This window comes from Dyadobacter pollutisoli (assembly GCF_026625565.1).
Classification (GTDB): Bacteria; Bacteroidota; Bacteroidia; order Cytophagales; family Spirosomataceae; genus Dyadobacter; species Dyadobacter pollutisoli.
This window is the reverse complement of the sequence record NZ_CP112998.1, coordinates 1,109,772-1,133,148: the sequence shown is the minus strand read 5'-3', so window position 1 is coordinate 1,133,148 and position 23,377 is coordinate 1,109,772. Positions and strand designations below refer to the sequence as shown.

Annotated in this window: 23 protein-coding genes; 19 read left to right on the top strand and 4 right to left on the bottom strand. The window is 49.4% G+C overall.

Features of this window, described 5'->3' with window-relative positions; translation table 11 throughout:
- Positions 1-4: 4 nt before the first annotated feature.
- Together ON006_RS04725 and ON006_RS04720 are read right to left on the bottom strand one after the other, a co-directional pair.
- Positions 5-3,208, bottom strand: coding sequence for a SusC/RagA family TonB-linked outer membrane protein (locus ON006_RS04725; protein WP_244819623.1), 3,204 nt, complete (start codon positions 3,206-3,208; stop codon positions 5-7).
- 30 nt (positions 3,209-3,238) lie between these two features.
- Entirely contained in the window at positions 3,239-4,597 is a 1,359-nt protein-coding gene (locus ON006_RS04720) for a TlpA family protein disulfide reductase (RefSeq protein WP_244819624.1), read from the bottom strand.
- Positions 4,598-5,131: 534 nt separating this feature from the next.
- On the opposite strand from ON006_RS04720, the gene ON006_RS32245 reads away from it, so the two are divergent.
- From ON006_RS32245 to mobC, 19 genes are all read left to right on the top strand, one after another.
- Entirely contained in the window at positions 5,132-5,356 is a 225-nt protein-coding gene (locus ON006_RS32245; RefSeq protein WP_374760200.1) for a helix-turn-helix domain-containing protein, read from the top strand.
- Positions 5,357-6,260: 904 nt separating this feature from the next.
- A complete protein-coding gene (locus ON006_RS04715) occupies positions 6,261-6,506 on the top strand; it encodes a helix-turn-helix domain-containing protein (RefSeq protein ID WP_244819625.1) in 246 nt (81 codons plus the stop codon).
- Between the two features lie 543 nt (positions 6,507-7,049).
- Positions 7,050-7,538: a hypothetical protein gene (locus ON006_RS04710; protein ID WP_244819626.1), complete on the top strand. Its 489-nt coding sequence runs from the start codon at positions 7,050-7,052 to the stop codon at positions 7,536-7,538.
- 100 nt (positions 7,539-7,638) lie between these two features.
- Positions 7,639-7,956, top strand: a complete 318-nt coding sequence (locus ON006_RS04705) for a DUF4134 domain-containing protein (protein WP_244819627.1) — start codon at positions 7,639-7,641, stop codon at positions 7,954-7,956.
- A 46-nt stretch (positions 7,957-8,002) separates the two neighbouring features.
- A complete protein-coding gene (locus ON006_RS04700; protein ID WP_244819628.1) occupies positions 8,003-8,329 on the top strand; it encodes a DUF4133 domain-containing protein in 327 nt (108 codons plus the stop codon).
- Complete coding sequence (locus ON006_RS04695; protein ID WP_244819629.1) at positions 8,329-10,791, top strand: TraG family conjugative transposon ATPase; 2,463 nt, start codon at positions 8,329-8,331, stop codon at positions 10,789-10,791. Before ON006_RS04700 ends, ON006_RS04695 begins: the two co-directional genes overlap by 1 nt.
- Positions 10,792-10,804: 13 nt before the next feature.
- Positions 10,805-11,482: a conjugal transfer protein TraI gene (locus ON006_RS04690; RefSeq protein WP_244819630.1), complete on the top strand. Its 678-nt coding sequence runs from the start codon at positions 10,805-10,807 to the stop codon at positions 11,480-11,482.
- Positions 11,483-11,488: 6 nt separating this feature from the next.
- Positions 11,489-12,136, top strand: coding sequence for a hypothetical protein (locus ON006_RS04685; RefSeq protein ID WP_244819631.1), 648 nt, complete (start codon positions 11,489-11,491; stop codon positions 12,134-12,136).
- Positions 12,137-12,143: 7 nt separating this feature from the next.
- On the top strand, positions 12,144-12,773 hold the full coding sequence (locus ON006_RS04680) for a TerB family tellurite resistance protein (RefSeq protein WP_244819632.1): 630 nt from the start codon (positions 12,144-12,146) through the stop codon (positions 12,771-12,773).
- Positions 12,774-12,783: 10 nt separating this feature from the next.
- Positions 12,784-13,875, top strand: coding sequence for a conjugative transposon protein TraJ (gene traJ / locus ON006_RS04675; protein ID WP_244819633.1), 1,092 nt, complete (start codon positions 12,784-12,786; stop codon positions 13,873-13,875).
- A gap of 6 nt (positions 13,876-13,881) precedes the next feature.
- Positions 13,882-14,499 (top strand): conjugative transposon protein TraK, encoded by a 618-nt coding sequence (traK, locus tag ON006_RS04670; RefSeq protein WP_244819634.1) that lies wholly within the window; start codon positions 13,882-13,884, stop codon positions 14,497-14,499.
- A 3-nt stretch (positions 14,500-14,502) separates the two neighbouring features.
- Positions 14,503-14,928, top strand: a complete 426-nt coding sequence (locus ON006_RS04665) for a hypothetical protein (RefSeq protein WP_244819635.1) — start codon at positions 14,503-14,505, stop codon at positions 14,926-14,928.
- Complete coding sequence (gene traM, locus ON006_RS04660; protein ID WP_244819636.1) at positions 14,909-16,210, top strand: conjugative transposon protein TraM; 1,302 nt, start codon at positions 14,909-14,911, stop codon at positions 16,208-16,210. The genes ON006_RS04665 and traM overlap by 20 nt, the downstream gene beginning before the upstream one ends.
- Positions 16,207-17,037: a DUF4138 domain-containing protein gene (locus ON006_RS04655; RefSeq protein ID WP_244819637.1), complete on the top strand. Its 831-nt coding sequence runs from the start codon at positions 16,207-16,209 to the stop codon at positions 17,035-17,037. The genes traM and ON006_RS04655 overlap by 4 nt, the downstream gene beginning before the upstream one ends.
- Before the next feature lie 29 nt (positions 17,038-17,066).
- The gene (locus tag ON006_RS04650; RefSeq protein WP_244819638.1) at positions 17,067-17,837 is read left to right on the top strand and encodes a hypothetical protein; all 771 of its coding nucleotides are present in this window, start codon (positions 17,067-17,069) and stop codon (positions 17,835-17,837) included.
- 44 nt (positions 17,838-17,881) lie between these two features.
- Positions 17,882-18,799 carry a DUF8464 domain-containing protein gene (locus tag ON006_RS04645; RefSeq protein WP_244819639.1) on the top strand — a complete coding sequence of 306 codons (918 nt, stop codon included), beginning with the start codon at positions 17,882-17,884 and terminating at the stop codon, positions 18,797-18,799.
- A gap of 66 nt (positions 18,800-18,865) precedes the next feature.
- Entirely contained in the window at positions 18,866-19,264 is a 399-nt protein-coding gene (locus tag ON006_RS04640; protein WP_244819640.1) for a plasmid mobilization protein, read from the top strand.
- Complete coding sequence (locus tag ON006_RS04635; protein ID WP_244819641.1) at positions 19,252-20,538, top strand: relaxase/mobilization nuclease domain-containing protein; 1,287 nt, start codon at positions 19,252-19,254, stop codon at positions 20,536-20,538. Before ON006_RS04640 ends, ON006_RS04635 begins: the two co-directional genes overlap by 13 nt.
- A gap of 12 nt (positions 20,539-20,550) precedes the next feature.
- A complete protein-coding gene (mobC, locus tag ON006_RS04630; protein WP_244819642.1) occupies positions 20,551-22,536 on the top strand; it encodes a conjugal transfer protein MobC in 1,986 nt (661 codons plus the stop codon).
- Between the two features lie 509 nt (positions 22,537-23,045).
- Here the strand turns inward: mobC and ON006_RS32240 are convergent.
- The gene (locus ON006_RS32240) at positions 23,046-23,207 is read right to left on the bottom strand and encodes an acyl-CoA dehydrogenase family protein (RefSeq protein WP_374760206.1); all 162 of its coding nucleotides are present in this window, start codon (positions 23,205-23,207) and stop codon (positions 23,046-23,048) included.
- Entirely contained in the window at positions 23,137-23,298 is a 162-nt protein-coding gene (locus ON006_RS04625) for a hypothetical protein (protein WP_244819643.1), read from the bottom strand. Before ON006_RS04625 ends, ON006_RS32240 begins: the two co-directional genes overlap by 71 nt.
- Positions 23,299-23,377: the final 79 nt, after the last annotated feature.

Here is a 23,377-nt window from a genome sequence, read left to right as displayed (position 1 = left end):
AGCGTTAAAAATCAATCTTTAATCCCGCAGCGAGACTCTTGGAGGGTGGAGGGGACGACAAATAATCTGGATCCAGATTGGATTTGGCCCGCTTGTAGATTATACCGAGGTTGCTGGCAAACAAATAAATCTGGACAGTCTGAAAGGGCATCCAGCGCGCATGGCTTTTGGATAGCGTATAACTTAAATTGATGTCTTGGAGCCGCACGTGGTCCCCTCTGTGAACCAAAACAGATGAATGGGTGTAAAATTCGTCCCGGGCTGAGCTGCTCACCGGAGGCATCGAAGGCACATGGGTGGTCAGCTCATCGCCAGGCTGCTGCCAGCGACGGTAATAATCTGAGTGCCCCCCGTTCCCCTGTAGCAGGCTGCCATAACTGACCGATGGCGCTCTGATGTAATACCCAAGCCGGTAGCTGATGTTGGCTGAAAGTGATAGGCCACGGAAAGAAAAGGTGTTGCGGAGCGCCCCAAAAAGCCGCGGCCGCAGCGAGCCGTGGTAGATCAGCTCATCAATACCGGTCGATGTTCTGAGTGCACTATAATCCTTACTGATCTCACCATTCAAATACCCCTGCGGATCCCCGGATGCCGCATCCAGGCCAGCCCACTGGTAGCTGTACATGGCATACAAGGGCCTGCCTTCTGTGGGAACCATAACGTCTGCGCTCAGATACGCGGCTGAACTGACGGGCTTGATCAGATACTTACTTACCTGATCGGCAGCATAACTGGCCAGCAGCGTGGTCTGCCAACCCAGAGCGCCCCTTACATTTTCGCTGGTGATGGTGATATCAAAACCATGGCCTTTGGTGTTGGCCGTATTTCCCTTAAAGGTGGTGATGCCAGTCTGCGGCGCAAAGGGGGCCTCCCCGATCAAATCGATACCTTTTTTAAAGTAATACTCCAGACTGGCGCTCAGCCGATTGTTCTTGGTTTTTAGATCAGCGCCCAGATTGATCATTTTGGTGCGCTCCCAACGCAGCTGCGGGTTTGGGGGGTTGACTACCCTAGCGTAGGGGAGTCCGTATGGGGCAGCGGCAGCCGAAAACATGGCAGTTGTGTAGGCTGAAAGCGTCTTGTCAATATTACCATTGTAGCCAAATGTGGCCCGCAGGTTCAGATAGGGCATCCACCTGAGCTTGTAGAAGGGCTCACTGCTCAGCTTCCAGCTCAGACCTGCCGAATAAAGCGGAACCCCCTTCTGGTTTGCTTTCACGCCGAAAAGATTGGATTGGTCTAACCTGGCGCTGGCTGAGAGTGTATAAAGGCCGCCGTAGGTATAGGCAGCATTGCCATAATAGGAAATGTAGCGGTCAGTCAGGGATGTAATCCCATCATAGTTAGGGATCTGATTCAGCGTGGAGGCCGGGTTGACATAGGAACTAAAATAGGACAGGTAGTCCACTGCAACACTGGTGGCCATCTCATTGTCAAAGCCATAGTACCCCCTTCCGGTACCTTCTGTATTCAGTCCACGGACCTCAGCGCCTGCCAATGCGGTCAGGCTGCCGCTCTTCTGCCAATCTTGATGATAGTTAAGCTGGGCGCGCAGCGAGTGGCTGGTGGTAGCCAGCTGCTGCATATCCAAAATGTCCCCGATGGGCACGGCGCGTTGAAGACTTCCGTCCTGACCAACAGAGGTGAAACGGTTGATCAAATCCCTGGTGTACCAGCTATCGATGCTTTTTCGGTTTCGCTGTTGGTTGTCAATTTTATTGTATTGATAAAGCATTTGCACCGAAAGGGCTGGCAGCACCGCGTAAGTCGCATTCAAGTTCAGACGATAGTCGGCCATTGAGGCGGTGTGATCCCCTATCTGGATTTCCTGCAAAGGATTATACCGCCAGTCGAGCAGGCCGGCCTGCTGGGCATCCTCAATAAAACTGCCCCGGTAGCTATGCGGAATAAAAACCGGCTTGGCCCCTTGATCGACCAGACGCACATAAGGAGGCAGGGGTTTGCCATTGGCAATATTGAGATTTTGCATGGAGAGTGCATTGAGCTCATTTTTGGAAGCGGCATAATAGATTGCTGTCGTCACATCGAGCTTTTGGCCGAGCAGGCTCAACGTGTTGCTGGCATTGACCGTAGTCCTGCTACTGGCATTGCCTACGGCAGCAGCCATGTTCCGATCGTAACCCGCTGAAATGAAGTATTTGTTGGTAATGCCTCCGCCACGGACGTTAATTGCATACTGCTGATTGAGCTGGTTTCGGTACAAATATTTGCCTACATCTTCTCTCAGGTCCTGATTTTTGAGCCCGTCTATCTGTGTTTGGAGCTGGGATTGGGAAATCTTCCCGTCCCGCTGCGCTATTAAAAGCTCTACCACCGGTGTCAGGGCTGTCTTTTCTTCACTGTCCTCGAAGGTTTTATAGTACCCCCTCTCAAAGAGGGCTTTCTCCATGTCAATATAGTCGGCAGTTGCGATCGCAGGAAAATAAGAAAGATCGGGCTTCTGGCCTACCGTCACATTGGAATTGAAGGAAACCTGAACGGGCTTATTGAATTTCCCTTTTTTGGTCGTGATTACAATGACGCCGTTGGACGATTGCGCTCCCCAGATCGAGGCCGCGGCCGCATCTTTGAGCACGGTAATACTTTCCACATCATTAGGATTAATCAGGCTGATATCCCCTATGTAGGGAAAGTTGTCGAGTACCACCAGTGGATCTTCTCTTCCAAAAATCGTGTTGTTGCCTCGGATGCTGATCGCACTTTGGGCACCTGGGCGCACCATGCCGCTACGGTTAAAGACCAGGCCGGCCACATTGTCGGCCAACCGGCCGATGATATCGCTGCTCACCTGCCGGCTGAGCAGTTCATTGCCCACGTGCGCAAAAGACCCCGGGGCGCGCTCTGGGGAAATATCCTGATAACCGCTGGAAATGACCACTTCACCCAGCTGACTGGGATCCGCTTCCAGCTCGACAGAAACCCAGCCCAACCCCTTCACAGGTACCTGCTTTTTACGGTAACCAATAAAGGAAACGATGATTTCAGGTTCGTCAGAGGCGGGTATGCGAATGCGGAACCGACCGGCGGAATCTGCACTCACCCCTTGCAGACTAGCCTTGTGTACGACCGAGGCGCCTGCGAGTGGTGTTTTGGTGTCAGCCGCAAGAATTCTTCCCTCGATGAGAATCTGCGATAACCCGGTCAACGGCAAGGCACAGAAAAAGAGCAAATACAAAATATTTTTCATGAGATTTTGCTGTCTATCAATCTGGTATGACTATTTACTGGTCGGTTCACGATCACGGATCACCAAAACGGGCCGGTCCAACTGCTTCTCGGTGAGCATCAGCCCGTAGCGGGCAAGTGCTTTGTTGAGATCGGGTAAATTTGAAATATTGCCTTCTATTTGAAGGTCAACAGCGGCGGTATGACCCGTTTGGTCCACCAGATTCAGCGGACAGTTCTGTGTCAGGTTAAACCGGTCCACCAGGCTTCCCAGAGAAGCATTGGCAAGCTTCCATTCGAAAGGGTCGATGCTGATTTGCGCTCTGCCGCCCGCTGAGGGTTTCAATAAATGTCCTTGCCCCTCCATGCGGACCAGTGCCAAACATTTCCTGGTGCGGTTTTCCATCGCCGCAGCGTAATCTGGAAAGAAGTTGATCAGATCCTGCTGCATGATGGCATTGGTTTTGTCCTGAAATCCAGCTGGCACGATGAGCTCATAGCAAAAACCATTGTCATCTTTAAGCCAGTCCAGGTAATGCTGGCCATGAAGCCCTGTCGTCAATCTGGATGCCCGCTCTGATTCGATCACCACACTGCCCTCATCGAGTATGTTGCCCGGTTTGGCATAGGCGATCCGGTAAAGCCAAAACCGGCTGCAATTGGTAACGGTGATTTTGCGACCGGTCTTCGGATCGATATTCCAGGAGAACCTGCCCTGCATGCCAGGTGTGTAACGGGTCAAGACCGAATGGTAAATCATATTGCTGCCATCCCCGCCATTACCATTGGCCAGCAGCGGACGGGATTGATCGTATGCGATACGCTTTTCGTCCCTTTTTTCATTTAAAACGGGTTTTGCCCGGCGCAAATAGGAGCTGATTTTGTCCGAGTTGATCTGATCCATCCCAGTTACGGCCACTACCACCCCATCCCGATCAATCCAGACATAATGCGGTAATGAATTATGATAGAAGAATTTGCCCAAAATACTATCGGAGACAACTTCCGGATGCAGTATACGTTTACCATGACGCTTCTCATATTTGGCGCGAAATGCAGTTACGGTGTTTTCCGGCTGAGTCGTGACAGGCAAAAACTGCACTTTTCCTTCGAACTGGTTTTGCAAGGAATCCATTTTGGGTATCATCGATACGCATGGACTGCACCAGGTAGCCCAAAAGTCCAGGATGAGCAGTTTACCTTTGAAATCTGAGCGTTTTGCAGACGCTGTCTGGTAATGAAGTATGCGGTTAATTGCGACATCAGGCACTGTATCTCCGATGGCAAGGGGCCTGATTTGAGAAATCTTCTGGGCTTTGAGTGGATGTGAGCCCCAAAGCAGGAAATAAACAAGCAATAAGTTGAAAATGTAAGGCAAAGAGTTGCCTGGGGAGCAAAAACGTGAGTTCATTGCAACTAATTTTTAGGAGTGAAAAAGATCCGTCAGTAATGAATTTCAAGAATCGAGCATAACTTTTCCCCAGAAGGAAAACATAGCTGAGACCTTTAGCTGAACGGATGAGATTGTATATAGCAGCGCTTGCTATTCTCAGTCAGGAGGGCAGATAACAACAATTAGGATTGATTTCATAACACTAGATGGTTTGCGCTTTTAGTTTAAAAGCATGAAACAATAAGTATTAAATAAGAGAAGCTCCTTTGCGAATGTGGTTCAACAAGGAACCTGAACGAGACGTGGAGCTCAACTGATTTCATTTACAGGTACCGATATACCTTGGAGCTAATAAGCAAACCCACGCCCAGGACGTGTGCCGTTTTTTAATGAGAGACTTTGAGCGAATGTTTCAATTTCTCTATAAGTATCGCGGAATCCTTAAAATAAGACCAATTGCCCTGTCTCAAAAATTAAACAAACATAGCAAAAAAGTAAAATGATATACAATCATACGTCAATTTATTTTTAAAATACCATGACTTTCCTTGTATGGATAACAAGGACATTATACTTCAACAATTTGCAAATGCGGTTCTAGTCTCTGCAAAGCAAAGAAATCTGAGCCTAAGAAAATTGGCGGCGGCTTCTGGCCTCGAGTACTCTCAAGTGCAAAGAATTACAAAAGGAAAGGTCAATCTAGCCTTGACCACCATCATCTCGCTCTGCGAAGGTCTCGAGATAAGCCCGTCCGAATTGTTCAGTCAGTTCAAATAAAAGTTGAAATCCAAACGGTCTCGTCACAGCACGCAACATACAACTAATGCCCGGGATTGATTTTGAGTGGTGATGCCGTAAAATTGACCATTTCAGACTTACAAAAAGTTGGAACCATCGTCAATGACTTGTATCGACCTAAACTTTCGGTTGAGGTCTTTCAATTTTTCTCTCGGTCAAACTTCTGGTAAAGGCCTAAGCTGCAAGATATCAGCAAGCAGTTTACTCCTGAAATCTGAGCGATTTGCAGACGCTGCCCGATAGCGAAGTATCCAGTTAATTACGAGGTCGGGCATCGTATCTTCGGTTGCAAGCGGCTTAATTTTAGAAGTCTGCTGGGCTTTGAGTGGCTCACCAAAGCAGGAAATAGACAAACAGCAAGTTGAAAACATTAGGCAAAGAGTTCCCAGGGAAGCAAAACGTGAGTTCATTGCAACAATTATTAAGGAGTGAAAATTAAGAAATTGCTTCGCTCGTAAGCGGCTCTGTTGCCACACAACGAGAAGCACCTGACATTGCGGTGTTGTTACAGATTGAATTCGAGCAAATAGTTTCAATCCGGTGGACAAATTACTAAAACAAGAATTGACATCATAAGCGCGACTTGGTTAGTGTTGCAGAGCAGTGTTATGCAAAGTGCAATTGAACCAAAAAGTACAAAATTTTGGAAGCAATATTTCGAATGAGGACCTTGATTCACTTAATACATCCAGTTTTACGAGTTCTCAATCTTCCAATTAGCAGTAGCGAGTCAAATTTCCAAGAGGTAAAAAATATACAAACGGACAGGCAAACACTTTGACCGTTTTGATTCCTACATCCTTAATTCAAAATTAAGAAAAAGCAAATAAAAAGTCAACCATATGGTTGACTTTTTATTTGCTAAATATCTTCTCATTGCATCATGAGTGCAAAATTGAATGAAGTTGATGAGAAATTAAAGGAAAGCATTGCCAAAAGGATAACTCAACTAAGAGTTGCTTCTGGCAAAAGGCAGTCGCAGTTTGCCTTAGAAAATTTGGAATTAGAGAAACAAGTCCTACAACGACTTGAAGCTGGAAGGGGTGCTTCAATTTATACTATAAACAAATTTTGCAAATCAATTGGTATTAGTCTGAGTGAATTTTTCAATTCTGAACATTTTAGTTGATATCGAAAATACACTAAAGCTCAGACACTTTTAGTCAGTGAATATCCTATAACCCTCCTTTTCAGTTTCTTCCGCACCTCACATAACGGGTGTTCCAGGTCAGATCTTGGTGACTACCGGTTCGACAATAATTCTAAAATCAGTCGGAGATAATACTCATTTTAAAACAACTCGCCGCCTAAATATCGAGCATTTTGGAGAGTACCCTCCTATTCAACGGTCGTCATCGAACAAAAATTGAGTTTCCTTGCTGGTGCCATTTACTGAATCGTTGACACATACTTTTTCAATAACCTTGTTTGACATGAACAATCATGCATCATCTTATCTACTACCTAACATTCCAATAATCTGGCAGCAGCGCATCTATCACGTAAACCATAAGTTGACTTGACACCTTATCGATTTGGGTGGCAAAAAGGTGATAGAAAATTTGTACTTTTTTGCCACCCTACTCCAACCTTTACTTTGCATCGGATCTTCTGATGGATATCACATCCTGTTGTCCAGCCTGCGTCCATGAACACTTAAATCTGATTCATTATGCTCACCTTTGACCTTTGGAAATACTACCTCATTTTCGTATCGGCTAGCTTGCTCGCTTATTATGCCCTGATCCTATTGCGCTTCTATAAAGCAGATCTGAAAACCCTCTTTTCTGGTAAAACCCGTTCCCAGCAGTTTAGCCCGGCCCCGCTCAATGAGTCTCTCGCAGAGGTTGCCACCGAGCCGGCAGGCCAGCTCACAGCAAACGGCGTGGAGTCTTTTCTTTGGAAAGACCCGGCAGTCTTCGAGCAGGCGGTTTCCGCTTCTGATGCTCTCAAGACCGCCATTGGTGAAGCATTCGATAAAAACTACAGCAAAGACGATCTACTAGCACTTCTGCAAATGATATTAAGTGAATACGCGAGCCTGGGTGAGTCCCTTCACCGGGTTCCGGTCATCGAATTCATTCAGGCAGAATGCGCAAAATATGGCTCCATACATCTAAGCACGGCTGAAATAACCAAAGTTTGGAGAAAGTTGGATTGACGGAGCCGCCCGAGAAAGGCCCTTCTGCCCCCGTAGCAGAAGGCGCTCTTTTAGGGCAAATTCAAAGAAGTATGTTCCACCAATTAAATAGACAAGACCTATGAAAACAAATCGTATCAATCGCCGATCACTGCTTTTACTGGCATTCCTTCTGGTAGCCAGTTCGGTTAAAGTATGGTCTCAAGATGGGGCGGCCGGGATTCAAGAAGCCGATTCGCAGGTAAGATCCTACTTTGAACCCGGCACCAATTTAATGTATGCGATTGGGGCCGTATTAGGCCTTGTAGGGGCTGTAAAAGTATTTCAAAAATGGAATGGAGGAGACCAGGATACAGGCAAAGTGGCCTCGGCTTGGTTTGGAAGCTGCATTTTCTTGGTGGTCGTAGCCACCGTCCTTCAATCATTCTTTGGCCTGTAATCCGCTCACGTATACACCAGCACGTCACAACTGTCCAGCCTGACCTATGCAGCGAATCATCTACCCCATCAACAAGGGCATCAATGCAAGTATTGTCTTTCGGGGCCTGAAAGGTCAGTACATCTTGTATATGGCAGCGGCCATCTTTGCTTTGATGATCCTTTATGCGCTCATGTATGTGATAGGGATCAACACTTACGTGAGCCTTCTGATCACCGTCGTTCTGGCCGGTCTGTCGACGGCGCTGGTGTACCATCTGAGTGCCGCTTACGGTGAGCACGGCCTGACCAAAGCCCTGGCCAGGCGTTCAATACCCAATGTAGTCAAAGCTACCTCGAGGGCAAAGTTTATGAATCCTAAAAAAAGCATCTAATGCAGAAGCTACTCAGCGAGATACTTCCGATACTGGATATAGAGCATGATCTGATCCTTTCCAAGGCAGGGGATGTCACCATTGCCTTTCAGGTGCAGCTTCCCGAAATCTTTACGCTTTCCGAGGCCCAGTACGATGCCTTTCACCAGACTTGGGTGAAGGCAATCAAGGTTTTGCAGCCGCGCACGGTTTTGCAAAAACAAGATTGGTTTGTAATCAAACCCTTTCGCGCAGAAAGTGCCGCATCCAAAAGCTTTCTGAGCACGGCAAGCGATGCATTCTTTAAAGGAAGGCCTTATTTGGATCACCAATGTTTTTTAATGCTGACCCGTATGCCCGATGAGCGCAGGCTTTCCTCTTCGCTGCTTTCCAATCTGATCAGGCCTTCGATCGCACCAAGCCAGACGCTCGAGCAGCAGTCACTCGATGACTTCTTAGACAGCGCTGGCCAGTTTAAAAGAATATTGGAAGACAGTGGTTTTGCTCGTCTGGATCAGCTTGACAACCAAGCGCTTTTCAGCCAGGCCAAGAAAGCGGGACTGATCGAGAAATATGGTTTCCTTCTCACAGATGATCAGCAGCGTATCCTACGCGATGTCAGCTTTCAGAACGGGATACAGATCGGAGACCGGAATTGCAGCCTTTACACGCTGGCGGATGCATCCGATCTACCCTCACAATGCAGCGCTTCTGCCACCTATGAGCGCTACTCGACAGAGCGCACCAAGTTTAGCATTGGTTTTGCCAGCCTGTTGGGAGAGCTCTTGCACTGTAACCATATCTACAACCAGTATATTTTTACAACCGACACGGAGAAGACGCTCAAAAGGCTTGAAAGTAAACGACTCAGACTGCAATCCCTATCGCTTTACGCCAGAGAAAACAACCTGGCCTTGGAGGCTACTAACGAGTTTTTAAATGAAGCCATTCGCGAGCAGCGCCTGCCGGTCAAGGCCCATTTCAATGTACTGGCGTGGACTGAGGAGCATTCCGGTGTCAAGGAGCTCAAAAGCCGGGTATCTTCCGCCCTTGCCCAACTGGATACTTCCGCCAAAATCGAATCGGTAGGAGCCCCTCAGATTTTTTGGGCCGGTATTCCGGGAAACGCCGGGGACTTTCCCATGAATGATACCTTTGATACTTTCGCAGAACAGGCGGCTTGCTTTTTGAACTTAGAGGCTCCTTACCGTTCCTCGGAGGGTGACTTTGGAATCCGCTTGGGAGACAGGCTGACGGGTAAACCTGTACTAGTCGATATCTCTGACGAACCCTTCGAGCGCGGGATTATCCAGAACAGAAATAAGTTTATTCTGGGGCCATCGGGGAGCGGCAAAAGCTTTTTTACCAACCACATGGTTCGCAGCTATTATGAATCGGGCGCCCATATCGTGCTTGTTGATGTGGGCCACAGCTACAAAGGCCTCTGTGATATGGTATCGGGTTACTACTTCACTTATGATACAGACAATCCGATCCGCTTTAACCCTTTTTACATCGAGGAGGGTTATGCGCTGGACATTGAAAAGAAGGAAAGTATCAAGACCCTGCTTGTAGCGCTTTGGAAAAAAGATGATGAGACTTTCACACGCTCGGAGTATGTTGCTCTGTCCAATGCGCTGACGTTGTTTTATGAACTGGCCGGTCAGCGGGGCACTTTCCCCTGTTTTGACAGCTTCTACGAGTTTCTGCTTACTGATTTTACGGCTGTGCTCAAAGAGGACCAGGTCAAAGAGCGGGATTTTGATATGGGTAACTTTCTATATGTGCTCAAACCCTACTATCGAGGCGGCGAGTTTGATTACCTTCTTAATGCCCGTCAGAACATCGATCTGTTAGCGGAGCGCTTTATTGTCTTCGAACTAGATCATATCAAAGAGCATCCAGTCCTTTTTCCGATCGTTACCATTATCATCATGGAAGTTTTCATCTCCAAGATGCGCAAGTTGACTGGGATCAGAAAAGTGATTCTCGTTGAAGAGGCTTGGAAGGCTATCGCCCGAGAAGGCATGGCTGAATACATTCAATACATCTTTAAAACGGTTAGAAAGTTTTTTGGAGAAGCCATCGTTGTCACCCAGGAGGTAGAAGATATCATCTCCTCCCCTATCGTCAAACAGGCCATTATCAATAACTCTGATTGCAAAATTCTGCTGGATCAGAGCAAATACCAAAACAAGTTTGATCAGATACAGGAATTGCTCGGCCTGACAGACAAAGAGAAGTCTCTGGTATTGTCGGTCAATAAGGCCAATGATCCTCTTAGAAAATACAAAGAAGTATTCATCAGTCTGGGCGGGGTGCTTTCCAAGGTGTATCGCACCGAGGTGAGTCCGGAGGAGTATTTGACCTATACCACAGAGCAGCGTGAAAAGATGAAAGTCGCAGAATACGCTGGCCGGCTTGGCAGCATCCAACAAGCCGTTGGGCTGCTGGCAGAAGAGATGCGGCAAGCCAAACGATAAAAACAGCAATGAGATGAGAAGGAAAGTCTTTATGATCGTGTTTTTTATTTTTACGGCAACTACCCCAGTCAAGCAAGCTGAGGCCGCCATCCCTTGGGCCCAAATCATCAAAGAGGCTGTCAAGCGCGTGGTGCGGGCTTTTGACCTTTTGGTTCAGCGCAGGCAAAACCGGCAGATCCGTCTTCAAAACGCCCAGAAGGCCCTTGAGAACACGATGGCCAAATTAAAGCTGGATGAAATTGAAGACTGGGTCAAAAAACAGCGGGATCTCTATGAGCAGTACTATCAGGAGCTCAAAAAGGTAAAAGCAGTCGTCAGCTATTATTTCCGTGTGAAGGCGATCGCTGACAAGCAGATCCAAATCCTGAGAGCCTACCAATCGGCTTGGGCTTTATTTCGCAACGACGCCCATTTCACTGCCATCGAGCGGGGCCATATGCAAACGGTCTACCAGGGAATGCTTGCAGAAACTGCCCGCAGTGTTGAACTCTTGGAGCTGGTGGTCAAATCATTTACCACTCAAATGTCTGATGTGAAGCGTCTTGAAATCATTGACCAGGCCGCCGACAGAACGGATCAGATCCTGGATGAGCTCAATGCATTCAGCCATGAGAACAAGCTTTTGAGCCTGTCCCGCGCTAAAAATGAGGTGGATGCCAAAGTCGTCAAAGAACTATACGGAATTCCATAAATCGTTATGATCAACAAAACAATGCTACTGGCCATCTGGCTGGCGCTCTTGCAGACTGCGTGCCACGGCCAAAGATTCAAGGAATGGTTCCGGCAGAATAAGACCCAGAAACAGTATCTGCTCGAACAGATTGCCCAGCTGAAAATCTATTTGGAGCTCACCCAGAAAGGCTACCGGATCGCAAGGCAAGGCCTTGCCACGATCCATCAGCTCAAAAACGGGGAATTCAAACTGCACAAAAATCGTTTCGATTCGCTGTTGACGGTCAATTCCTCAATCACATCGCTGGACAGGCTGCAACAGATCTCTGACATGCATGGCAGCATCAATCAGATCTGTGAAAAGCTGCCAGCCGAGCTGGCCCAATGCACAGGTTTGGCAGATGTGCAAAGAAAACAGGTCCGCACCGCGCTCGACAGGCTCTATCAGGATTGCCAGGTGCTGATAGGCGGGTTTCTTTCTGTGATCCGAAGCGGGCAGTTGCGCATGACCGACGATGAGCGGATAACCCGTATCCAGGCGATCCATCAGCAGTTTGAATCCAATTACATTTTTGCAGAAAGTCTTCGGCGCCAGGTTGGCTTATTGTGCAAGCAAGCCGCAGCGCAGGAAGATGAGATGAACCACCGTCAAATCATTCACGGCTTTAACTGATCAAGAAATGAAAAAAATGATAATAATCCTGCTGCTAGGCCTGGTTTGGCCTGCCAGCTCGAAGGCGCAGAGCCCTGAGGTGACCCAGCTGATTTTGAACCTGGAAAAGCTCAATGAGCTGCGTAAAATCCTCAAAGAGCTCAAAAAAGGATATGAGATCCTCTTTGAGGGCTACACTAAAATCAGAGATATTTCCCGCGGCAACTTCAAGCTTCATCAAGCGTTTTTGGACGGGCTCTTGCAGGTGAGTCCTTCTGTGAAACGCTATGGTCGTATAGCCGATATCGTAAAGATCCAGCTAGCCATTCTTTCCGAGTCCAGACAAAGCCTCTCGCGCCTGGCTGCATCGGGCGCATTCAGCGCTCAGGAGCTGGATTACCTGCAAAAGGTTTACGGTGATCTGCTTGCAGACAGCGTAAAAAACCTGGATGCACTCACGGACGTACTCACCGATAAAAAGCTGCGCGCCTCAGACGACGAGCGGCTCTCTGTGATTGATGGGATCTATGAGCAGCTCAGTGAAAAGCTAGTATTTCTCAGAGATTTTAACAGCAACAACAGCGTTTTGGCCGCCCAGCGCAGGGAAGAAAAGTCTTCGATGGGCACCTTGAAAGAAATCTATGGGCTGCAACCCTAATTCAAACGCCATGAAAAAAAGTATTACGCTATTAACTGGGCTGATGGTGCTGGCCCTGCCCGGAACCGCCCTGGCCCAGGGTTATGAGGCCCAGATCCGCGGCCTGAACCAGGTGCTCGATGAGCTCTATGCGCAGATGCTGCCGCTGTGCTCCAAGCTCATCAGCGTCGGACGCGGGATCGCAGCTTTTGGCGCGATCTGGTATATCGGCCACCGGGTATGGCGCCACATCGCAGCCGCAGAACCCGTTGACTTTTACCCGCTGCTGCGCCCGTTCGTGCTGGGATTTGCCATTCTAATCTTCCCTTCTGTGATCGCCCTTTTAAATGCGGTGCTCTCCCCTGCCGTGCGGGGCACCTCCTCGATGGTGGCTGATTCCAATAAAGCCATCCAGGTGCTTTTGAAACAGAAACAGGACGCCATCAAAAGCTCTCAGTTCTGGGAAATGTATGTGGGAGATGATAGCCGTGGCAGTAAGGAGAAATGGCTCAAATATATGTATGGGGACAGCTACTCAGAGGGTTTTACCGACGACATTGCCAACGATATCAAGTTCTACATGGCCAAGCAGTCCTACAACTTTCGCAATTCAATCAAGGCGGCCCTGAGCGAAATTCTCCGCGTGATCTTTGAGGCCGCCGCCCTTTGCATCAACACGATGCGCACCTTTCAGCTGATCGTGCTGGCCATCATTGGCCCGATGGCATTTGGCATTGCTGTTTTTGATGGTTTTCAACATACGCTGACGGCCTGGATTGCCCGCTACATCAATGTTTACCTCTGGCTGCCGGTAGCCAATATCTTCGGGGCTATCATCGGCAAGATCCAGGAAAAAATGATCGCCATGGACATCCGTCAGATTGAAGGCGCTGGTGACACCTTTTTTAATGCCCATGACGTCGCATACATACTTTTTCTCATCATTGGCATCGTCGGTTATTTCTCCGTACCCTCAGTAGCTGGTTATATCATCCACGCCGGTGGCCCTAACTCGCTGCTCTATAAAGTTACGGCCCTGTTTGCCAGTACGGCCGGCTCGGCAGCCAAAATCGCCGCTCCCGCCTCCCCCGTGTTTGGAAGATCCCTCACAGCTCAACGCTAGACAGATATGTTTACCAAAACCAAGGACATCGAAAGGGCATTTCGCCACATCAGGCTATTTACGTTGGTAGTCGTTCTCAGCAGCGCAGCCAGCTGCGCTGTGGCCATCTACCTGAGCATAGGACTTGCTGAACGCTCTGGTCAGAAGGTCTACCTTTTGGCCAGCGGCAAGGTGCTGGAAGCCTACGCCTCCGAGCGCAGCGAGAATATCGCTGTCGAGGCCCGTGACCACGTAGCCAGCTTCCACCGGCTTTTTTTTACGTTGGCACCCGATGATAAGGTCATCAGTGCCAGCATGGCCAAAGCACTCTATTTAGCGGACGGCTCGGCCAAAAAACAATATGAAGACCTTAAAGAGTCAGGCTATTACACAGGTGTCATTTCGGGCAACATCTCTCAGGAAATCCAGATCGACAGCATCCTGATCTCATCTGAGAAGCCTCCTTACCGCTTTGAATGCAAGGCCATTCAAAAGATTATCCGCCCCACAAGCATCGTCTTGCGTAGCCTGGTGACCCAGGGGCAGCTGCGGCCGGTGCTACGCAGTGATAACAATCCCCACGGCTTTCTCATCGAGCGCTGGCTAACCCTGGAAAATAAAGACATACATGTACAAAACCGCTAGCATATGTTTTATCGATTCAAACCCACCAGAAGGCGCGCCCCCATCGCGCAGCCCGCTGCAAACGCCAATCTGGCAAAGCTCATCTTTGAGAAAATCACCGCCAGCCAGCGCAGGATTGCGCAAGCGCTAGAAAAGGGCTGCTCTCAACTTTCTGATCGCGCCCTGAAAAGGTGCTGGCTAGCGGCCGGTATCGGCTCGGCGCTCATGGCAAGCTACCTGATGTATGCGGGGCTAGCCAACAGTCCTTATAGCCTCTTTCTGATTAGTCCGGCCAGCGTCACACCCCCTGAACAGATGCAGGTGCCGGCCGGGATGACCCAGCAGCTATTGCTGGACCTGTATTTAGACAGCATGCAAAAAGCGATCGTAGCAGACAGTATCAGCGCTCTAACACCTCAACACGAAAAACATGGAAAATCAGCTCAATGAATCTGCTGCTCAGCGCAGATTTTACCTTTTGATGCCAGTAATTGTCTTACCCTTTCTGACTGTGATCTACTGGCTGGTGGTGATCAAAAACATGGGTACAAATCTGGCTGAGGCCAGCTCCAAAGGCGGGCTGCTGACCAGTCTACCGGCAGCCTCACCCCAAGAGGGTGATCCGGTCAGCAAACTGGAATTCTACCATAAAGCCGAGCAGGATTCGGCGGCCCGTTTAAAACAGATCAAAAAAGACCCTTACCGGCAGGGCGCCCCGCCAGAAGGTGCTGATTCGCTACGATCACGTCTCATGGGCCTGGAAGGATCGATGGCAAAAAACAAGAAAGGTAAGCCTCTCCAAGCCGCTTTACTGGATGAGGACCATCCGGAGACGCGCCTGGTCAAACAAAGACTTGCCGCACTTGACCGGGCGCTGGCCGCCGCCCAGAGTCCGGCCTTCGACCAGGCTAGCCCTGTCGCCCCTGAGCCGGAACCCAAGCCAGAAGCACCCACGACCGAACAGTTCGATGCGATGATGCAGGACCTGCAAGCGCAGGCCTCCGAGCAGCCCGCAGACCCCGAGCTGGATAAGCTCGATAGTATGCTGGATAAAATTATGCAAATCCAGGACCCTCATCAAAAAGAGGCCGGTACGGCAGCCCAACCGGCCAAAGCGGCCTATACGGCCACGGCAGCTGCTCAAAAAGATCCGGTCACTTTGATGGACGTGCAAAGCCCGGACTCACTTTCGGGTTTGGCTTCGCACGCATCTTCGGCTGAAAATGGCTTTTTTTCTTTGGATCAGACTCTGCCCGATGCTGTCTCCGCCGGCATCACAGCCGTGGTCAGTCAGGATCAACAGCTCATTACAGGCTCGATCATTCGGCTGCGGCTTACCAGTCCCATGCTGGTAGCAGGGGTAACCTTACCTGAGCATACGCTGCTATACGGAACAGTCACGCTCGCCGGCGAAAGGCTGCAAGTTGAAATCAGCTCGATCCATATCCAAAACCAGCTGCTGCCTGTCAAGCTTAGTGTATATGACCAGGATGGACTTTCCGGCATTTACATTCCAGGAGCCCTTTCGCGGGTAGTGGCCAAGCAACAAATCAGCCAGGACATCCAGGGATATGACCTGGATATTGCCGGCACCTCTGCCGGAGTGCAGGCTGCCAGCGCTGCGGTACAGACGGCCAAAACTTTTTTAAGCAGAAAAACCAGGCTCGTCCAGGTCAAGGTACCCGACGGGTATCAGGTCCTACTCAAAGATTTAAACTCCCCACTGCCATGAAAACCCTTGCCATACCCAAATTTGTATTTTTCGCGCTGACCACCTTGGCCGGATTCATTGCCAGCGCCCAAGATGCATCTCTTGCCAGTCAAAAAACACTCGCCTTACAGGTGAGCCTGAATCAGACTGTTTCAGTGCGCTTTCCCGAGGCTATCACAAGCGTCGATCGGGGCAGCAGTCAGCTGCTGGCCAAAAAAGCGCCAACGGTCGAAAATGTGCTGCTCTTAAAGGCTGGCTCTCCTGATATGCCGCCCACCAGTCTGATGGTTATCCTCTCTGATGGGTCTCTGCATAGTTTTCAGGTGCAATTCAGTAGCGGGCCGGTTCCGATCGGTTTGGAGCTGCTTTCGGATACAGCCCCGGGCGCTGTTACAACTGCGCAGCTTTCCGGCCAGCAGCCGCTGATCCGCCATGAAATGGGCAAAGCCCAAGGCATGCCCCGAAATCTCAGGGTGAAAGCCTCTACCCAGGGCATTAAGGCCCGGATCGACGGCTTTTACATAGCTGGCGACAGGATTTATCTCCGGCTGAGCCTTGCCAACCATTCGGTGATCGGCTATGATCTGGCCAGCGTTGCTTTGTATCTCCAAGACAAAGCCCAGCCTAAAAGAACAGCGGCCCAGCAAAAACAGATCATACCACTCTTGCCGCTTCCCAAGCAAAACACCATAGCATCCGGGGGGCAGCTTACAGTCGTGATCCCGCTACCCAAACTCACCATTGATCGCCGCAAGTATCTGGCCGTGCAAATCCATGAAAATACCGGCAGCAGAAACATCTCTATCCGGCTCAAAGCGAGCCATTTTAGAAAAATGAAAGCGCTCTGAGCGGACCTAACCTTTAAAGTATAACGATCATGAACCAGAAAAACTTCGAGTACCTCAAAGAGCAAGTCAAATTCGCCGGCTTCGGAGAGAGTCTGCATCAGCAGCTCCAAGAAAACATGCACAAGCAGCTCCCCGAATTTGCTTTGCAGCACCAGGCCCGCTTTGGTGGTGATCAGATCAGCAGCTGGCTGCACTTTAAAAAATCTGCCAGCAGCGAGCTGTATTTTTTTAACAGCTATTTAGCGTCTCTTAAAAACCAGGATCAAACCCAAAAAATCAACCACCTTTTTTCAACAAACCACCCAGGCAGCTTCACGCTAAAGGAAGCCTTCAACCTTTTGCAGGGGCGCGCCGTTGAAAAGCAGCTGGTCAATGGCGATGGCAAGCGCTACCGGGCGTGGCTACAAATGGATTTTAAGCAAACCGAGCTTAATGGCAACTTTAAGATCCGGCAGTTTCACACTAGCTACGGTTACGATCTGGAAAAATCCCTGGCCAAGCTTTCCCTGCGGGAGCTTGCTGAGCCGGATAGTAAAAGCAGGCTGCTGGACTCGCTTCGGAAAGGCAACCGCCAGCAGGTTACCCTGATTGACGGCCCAAAACAGCACAAGCTCTTCGTTGAGGCCAGCCCCCAGTTCAAGGCCATCATCGTCTATGATCAAAACGCAGTCCGTCAGCAGATTCAGCAGGTGACCCAAAAACAAAGCCAGCAGATCTCAAACCAAACAACAGTCATGCACGCTCAGCAGTCCGTGCTGAATACCGACAAAGACCGCCAACAAGGCCTTTCCATCGGCTAAGGGTTGGCCTCTTGCATTTCAAACCACTCGTAGTCACTGATGCTATGGATTTTGCAGGTGATCAAGACTATATCAAAAGGGTGCGCGAAACAGATATGGTCAGCTACCTTTCGCGGCTGGGCATTGAGCCTGAAAAGATCAGCGGGGTCAATTATTGGTATCTAAGCCCGCTCCGGGCCGAGCGGACGGCATCCTTTAAAGTCAACCGGAATTTGAACCGGTGGTTTGATTTTGGCGAAGGCATCGGGGGCAATCTGATTGATTTCGGGATCCTGCACCAACAGTGCAGCGTGGCTGATTTTCTGCGGCAATTCAAAGTCGATCTGCTCGTAGGTCGCCTGAAAGAGCACCAAGCGCCTTCTGCTTCTGAGCGGGAAAGAGAAAGCAAAATCCAGATCCTGGAAGTCACAGGGATACAGAAACCTGCGCTGCTCGAATATCTGACGCAAAGAAAGATCGCAGCGGATGCGGCCAGGGCTTTCTGCCACCAGGTTCACTATCAACTGGCTGGCAAAAACTACTACGCGATCGGTTTTCGAAATGATTCAGGCGGATTTGAGCTTCGGAATCCATACAGCAAAATCAGCAGTTCACCCAAGGATATTACCAGCATCAACCGGGGAGCAACCACAGTCAGCGTTTTTGAAGGCTTTTTCGATATGCTTTCTTACCAGAGTTTATATGGCAGCAAAACCAGGCCGCCTGAAAATTTGGTCGTTCTCAACTCGGTCGCATTTTTTAAGAGGTCTCAGCCATTTTTAGAAACCCATCAAAGCATCCAGCTGTACCTGGACCAGGACCAGTCGGGAAGACTTCTGACTACTCGCGCCCTGGCGCTGGGCGACCAGTACGTGGACCGGAGCAGTCTTTACAGTGGGTTTAAGGATCTCAATGAGTACCTGCTAGCCAGCCAGCAGCCGCACGCCAAACTGATTGCCCATCAAGAGGGCCATCAACTCTGATCCGGCTTCTGGCCAAGAGGCCCGCCAGAAGCCTGAACCAGTAAACATCTCAAAGCAAGCTTTAAAATGAAAACAAAAAAACCAAGCAAGCAGTCGCAATCGAAATACATCTGTTTTAGGATCGATGTTGACCAATACGATTTGCTTCGGGAAAACTGTAAGCAGACCACCTGCCGCAGTTTGAGCCAGTATATCCGAAAACTCTTATCGGCAGGGCCCGTCACAGTCAATTACCGAAACGCCACCATGGAAGAGCTCATTGTTGAGCTTTCAGCTTTAAGGGGAGAGCTTGCGCATGTGTCCAGAACCTTTGAAAGCGCAGTAGATCAGCTTGGCGGCTTCCAAAACGCTCAGCAGCTGGGCAGTTGGCTGCTACGTTTTGAGACTGAGAAGAGGGATCTTGCCACCCAGATACATTCGATCAATGAATACATCAAAAAAACAGCCAAGCAATGGTTGCAGTAATCGGCACGAACCGCTCTTTGTCCAAATCGTTTTATTACAACGAACAGAAGGTCAAAAAAGGCCAGGCCAGCTGCATTTTGGCCGAAAACTATCCCTGCGAGCCAGATGAGCTTTCTTCCAAAGCGCGCCTTGCCGTCTTGCGCAGACGCGCAGCACTCAATGAAAATCTGGCCAAGAACTCGGTTCACATCAGCCTGAACTTTCATCCCTCTGATAAGCTTTCCAAAGCAAAACTGCAAGATATTGCCCGCATGTACATGACCCTGATCGGGTTTGGCCACCAACCCTATCTGGTCTATCAGCATCTGGATGTCGCCCATCCGCACCTGCACGTGGTGGGAGTCAACATCAGGCCAGATGGCAGCTGGATCAATACCTACCGGATGGGTATGGGCCTATCTCAAAAGGCAAGCAGACAGATCGAGAAGCGTTATGATCTCACTGTTGCCAGCGGCCATAGCACCGTTCTTTCTCCGCTGGCAGGCTCTCAAAAACTGCGCTATGGAAAAACGCCAACATCCCCTACCATAGCAGGTGTGCTTGCGATGGTACTTCCCAGTTTTCACTACGGCTCTCTGATCGAGCTCAATGCTGTGTTGCGTCATTACAATGTTTGCGCCGACCCGGCCAGGAGCAACGCCAAGATCTTAAACCGTCAGGGCTTGGTGTACCGCGCCCTGAGCGAAGATGGTCGAAAAGTGGGAGCACCCATTAAAGCCCGCTCTTTCTCAGCAAAACACACCCTTCCCTACCTGAACGGCCGTTTTATCAGCGGAAAAGCCCAGCGGACAGCTCATCAGCCGCGCGTGAGCTCAATGATTGACCTGGCGCTACTAAGCTCCGCTAGCAGCGTTTCTGAGCTGCAAGAACAGCTGGCCCGGGAAGGTATCAAAACCGTTTTCGCTGTGAGCCAAAAAGGAGCAGTCTCTGAGCTTTTCTTTGTTGATTTCAAAACGCGCTGCGTATTCACTGCCAGCGGGCTGGGTGAAAAATATGCGCCCGCTAAGCTGCTGGGAAAATTCGCTGACTTCCGGCACGTACCCAGCCCGAAGGATACACTCTCCCCCCAGGCTTCGGTCTGGGATCAAAGCGGCCGCCTGCCCATAGATGCAAGCGGCCACAAACGCACCGGTGATGAGCGGGCCGTGGCAGATACAGATCAGGCAAGTCTTAGATTGGAGCTCCTTGCGCCCGTCGCAGACGGTGATTATCTGCCCTGGCAGCTAAAAAAACGGTCCAAGAAAAAAAGAAAAGAAATCACTATTCAACTTTAATACTAGAATACCATGGCCTCAAGCACCGGTGAGAACGAGCAAGCCTTGCGGCGGATCATGGACATGAGCCGTCTGATTAGCATACTGGCACTTGCCCTGCACTTTTACTACTATTGTTACCGGGTCTTCGAGCATTGGCAGCTCAGCTGGCCAATCATGGACAAAATTCTAAAACAGGTAGAAAAAACGGGGCTTTTCAGCTCATTTTCCAAGACAAAGCTGGCTGCGCTGCTCTTTCTTGTGATCTCGCTGCTTGGGGCCAAAGGAAAGAAAAAACAGGCGCTCAGCCTTGCAATGCCCCTTGGCTGGATGCTGGCGGGGCTAGTGGTATTTACTTTGGCCAGCGGGTTGCTGCACCTTCCGCTACCGGCAGCCACAGCCGCTGGCAGCTATATGCTCTGCTGCACCTCAGGTTACCTGGCCATCCTGTATGGGGGCTCGCATCTTTCACGGGTGATTCGCCAGCGCATCAATGTCGACATATTCAATGCCGACAATGAGAGCTTTCCCCAGCAGGAGCAGCTGCTGGCAAACCCCTACTCGGTCAATTTGAAAGCCCGCTACCATCACCGTGGCAGAACACGGGCGAGCTGGATCAACTTCATCAACCCTTTCCGGGGCATTCTGGTCGTTGGATCTCCCGGGTCAGGAAAGACCTATTACGTCATTCGTCACATCATCACCCAGCATATCCAAAAGGGATTTACCATGTTCCTCTATGATTTTAAGTTCGATGATCTGACCAGGATCGCCTACAACACCTGGCTTGAATATAAATCCGGCCCGGGTATGGCCAAGCATTTTTACTATATCAATTTCGATGACCTCTCGCGCTCTCACCGCTGTAATCCGCTGGAACCTGCCTCCTTGATCGATATCTCCGATGCGGCAGAATCAGCCAGAACCATCCTGATGGGGCTCAACCGGGAGTGGATCCGGAGGCAGGGAGACTTTTTTGTCGAGTCCCCCATTAATTTCCTGACGGCTATCATCTGGTTTCTGCGCTGCTACCAAGACGGCGTCTTCTGCACTTTGCCACATGTCGTAGAGCTCATGCAAACGCCCCACGCCAAGCTTTTTTCAGTGCTCAGGACCCAAAAAGAGATTCACGTGCTCATTAATCCTTTCATATCCGCTTTCCTGCACCAGGCCAATCAGCAGCTGGAAGGGCAAATTGCCTCGGCTCAGATCTCTATGGCGCGTCTTTCCTCGCCAGCGCTTTACTATATACTTTCGGGAAACGACTTTTCTCTGGACATCAACAGTCATAGCCAGCCCAAGATTGTTTGCATGGGAAATAATCCTCAAAAGCTTCAAACCTTCGGTGCAGTGATTTCGCTGTACATTAGCCGCATCATCAAATCGGTCAATCAGAAGGGCAAGCAAAAATCCAGCCTGGTCTTTGACGAATTCCCAACTGTTTATCTCAACCACATCGATGCCTTGATTGCGACGGCGCGTCAAAACAAAGTGGCTACCACGATCGGAATTCAGGACCTGAGCCAACTTAGGAAGGATTATGGCAGGGAGCTCGCCGACGTGGTCATGAACATTACCGGTAACATCATTTGCGGGCAGGTCACCGGGGAGACTGCCAAGCAGCTCTCAGAGCGCTTTGGCCGGATCAACCAGGACCGGACCAGTCTATCCATCAACAGGACGGACACCTCCATTAGCCAATCTAAACAACTGGACCTTGCCATCCCACCCTCCAAGATAGCCTCGTTGAGCGCAGGTGAATTTGTGGGGATGACCTCGGATAATCCAGATCAAACCATGCTTTTGAAGACCTTTCATTGCCAGCTTATCAATAACCATGACGCCATCCGCAAACAGGAGGCCCGCTACCAGCCGCTACCCGTGGTACGACAGATCAATGCCTCCGTTATTGATGCTAATTACCTGCAAATCAAAGAGGATATTGAAGGGATCATATTTTCGGAAATGGAAAGGATGCTTAATGATCCTGAGTTGTCGCATTTGATTATCAGCAAATAGGGGTTTCTATGTGTTCAATCCATCTTAACAAATCCTTTGTGTTCTATGAAGGATATCTTGTCCCATAGCTCCCAAAGCTAAATGTACTTCCTACTTTTGAGTAAATACATCCGAGTCATTATCAATAGCTCTATCGTTAATTGCACATTTTGGAAAATTAAAAAGCTATGTTCCAATCTGTTCTGGGAGAAATTTTTGATCGCCGCATCCAAGCATTCCATGGGGTCAGCTCGGTAGCCTTTTTGGTGAAACAGGTTATTACATGGCTTAACTTAATGGAATTGACACCAATTTACTCTCAATCGCCATCTCGAAGGAAGGCTATCGCGTAATTTAGTTTGCACCTTTTAGTTGATCAGACAATTTATTGTATTGCAAATAGTGCGGACTTGCCGAACGTCAAAGTCAAAAACGTCATAGAAGTCAAGGACTCTGCTGAATATGCATATGTGACCTGTAAGTTACTAATTATGCACAGCCATGGAAAGTCCAACTGACGGGTCTATTTTTTATAGTTCAATAATGGCCATAGCATACTCTTTATAACCAGGCCCCAAGCCTCCAAAACGTTGCTGTACAAGCTTTCCCATCAACCCAAGATCACCAAGCTTGTGAAAGACTTCCTTGGGAAAGTGCTGTTTTTTGCCCCACCATTGATATTGGTTTAATATGGTGTGCTGCAAAATCTCTCACCGTTTCTTTGATCAGATGGCAGGTTTCCTCCCGCTGGCTCTGAGTTAAATCTGATTTTGTTATGTTCATAATGGTTGATGATTATATTTGTGCTATTCAATCATTCTGAGAAATAGACAAATTCATTAACCGCAAACGAACAAATCCG

Excerpts from the sequence above, each read along its gene's own strand:
- ON006_RS04695 (WP_244819629.1), top strand. The coding sequence starts at position 8,329 with ATGCAGAAGCTACTCAGCGAGATACTTCCGATACTGGATATAGAGCAT.
- ON006_RS04665 (WP_244819635.1), top strand. The coding sequence starts at position 14,503 with ATGTTTTATCGATTCAAACCCACCAGAAGGCGCGCCCCCATCGCGCAG.
- ON006_RS04680 (WP_244819632.1), top strand. The coding sequence starts at position 12,144 with ATGAAAAAAATGATAATAATCCTGCTGCTAGGCCTGGTTTGGCCTGCC.
- ON006_RS04710 (WP_244819626.1), top strand. The coding sequence starts at position 7,050 with ATGCTCACCTTTGACCTTTGGAAATACTACCTCATTTTCGTATCGGCT.
- traM (WP_244819636.1), top strand. The coding sequence starts at position 14,909 with ATGGAAAATCAGCTCAATGAATCTGCTGCTCAGCGCAGATTTTACCTT.
- ON006_RS04705 (WP_244819627.1), top strand. The coding sequence starts at position 7,639 with ATGAAAACAAATCGTATCAATCGCCGATCACTGCTTTTACTGGCATTC.
- ON006_RS04685 (WP_244819631.1), top strand. The coding sequence starts at position 11,489 with ATGATCAACAAAACAATGCTACTGGCCATCTGGCTGGCGCTCTTGCAG.
- ON006_RS04625 (WP_244819643.1), bottom strand. The coding sequence starts at position 23,298 with ATGAACATAACAAAATCAGATTTAACTCAGAGCCAGCGGGAGGAAACC.
- ON006_RS04715 (WP_244819625.1), top strand. The coding sequence starts at position 6,261 with ATGAGTGCAAAATTGAATGAAGTTGATGAGAAATTAAAGGAAAGCATT.
- ON006_RS04650 (WP_244819638.1), top strand. The coding sequence starts at position 17,067 with ATGAACCAGAAAAACTTCGAGTACCTCAAAGAGCAAGTCAAATTCGCC.
- traK (WP_244819634.1), top strand. The coding sequence starts at position 13,882 with ATGTTTACCAAAACCAAGGACATCGAAAGGGCATTTCGCCACATCAGG.
- ON006_RS04725 (WP_244819623.1), bottom strand. The coding sequence starts at position 3,208 with ATGAAAAATATTTTGTATTTGCTCTTTTTCTGTGCCTTGCCGTTGACC.
- ON006_RS04700 (WP_244819628.1), top strand. The coding sequence starts at position 8,003 with ATGCAGCGAATCATCTACCCCATCAACAAGGGCATCAATGCAAGTATT.
- ON006_RS32245 (WP_374760200.1), top strand. The coding sequence starts at position 5,132 with ATGGATAACAAGGACATTATACTTCAACAATTTGCAAATGCGGTTCTA.
- mobC (WP_244819642.1), top strand. The coding sequence starts at position 20,551 with ATGGCCTCAAGCACCGGTGAGAACGAGCAAGCCTTGCGGCGGATCATG.
- ON006_RS04690 (WP_244819630.1), top strand. The coding sequence starts at position 10,805 with ATGAGAAGGAAAGTCTTTATGATCGTGTTTTTTATTTTTACGGCAACT.
- traJ (WP_244819633.1), top strand. The coding sequence starts at position 12,784 with ATGAAAAAAAGTATTACGCTATTAACTGGGCTGATGGTGCTGGCCCTG.
- ON006_RS04645 (WP_244819639.1), top strand. The coding sequence starts at position 17,882 with ATGGATTTTGCAGGTGATCAAGACTATATCAAAAGGGTGCGCGAAACA.
- ON006_RS04655 (WP_244819637.1), top strand. The coding sequence starts at position 16,207 with ATGAAAACCCTTGCCATACCCAAATTTGTATTTTTCGCGCTGACCACC.
- ON006_RS04640 (WP_244819640.1), top strand. The coding sequence starts at position 18,866 with ATGAAAACAAAAAAACCAAGCAAGCAGTCGCAATCGAAATACATCTGT.
- ON006_RS04635 (WP_244819641.1), top strand. The coding sequence starts at position 19,252 with ATGGTTGCAGTAATCGGCACGAACCGCTCTTTGTCCAAATCGTTTTAT.
- ON006_RS04720 (WP_244819624.1), bottom strand. The coding sequence starts at position 4,597 with ATGAACTCACGTTTTTGCTCCCCAGGCAACTCTTTGCCTTACATTTTC.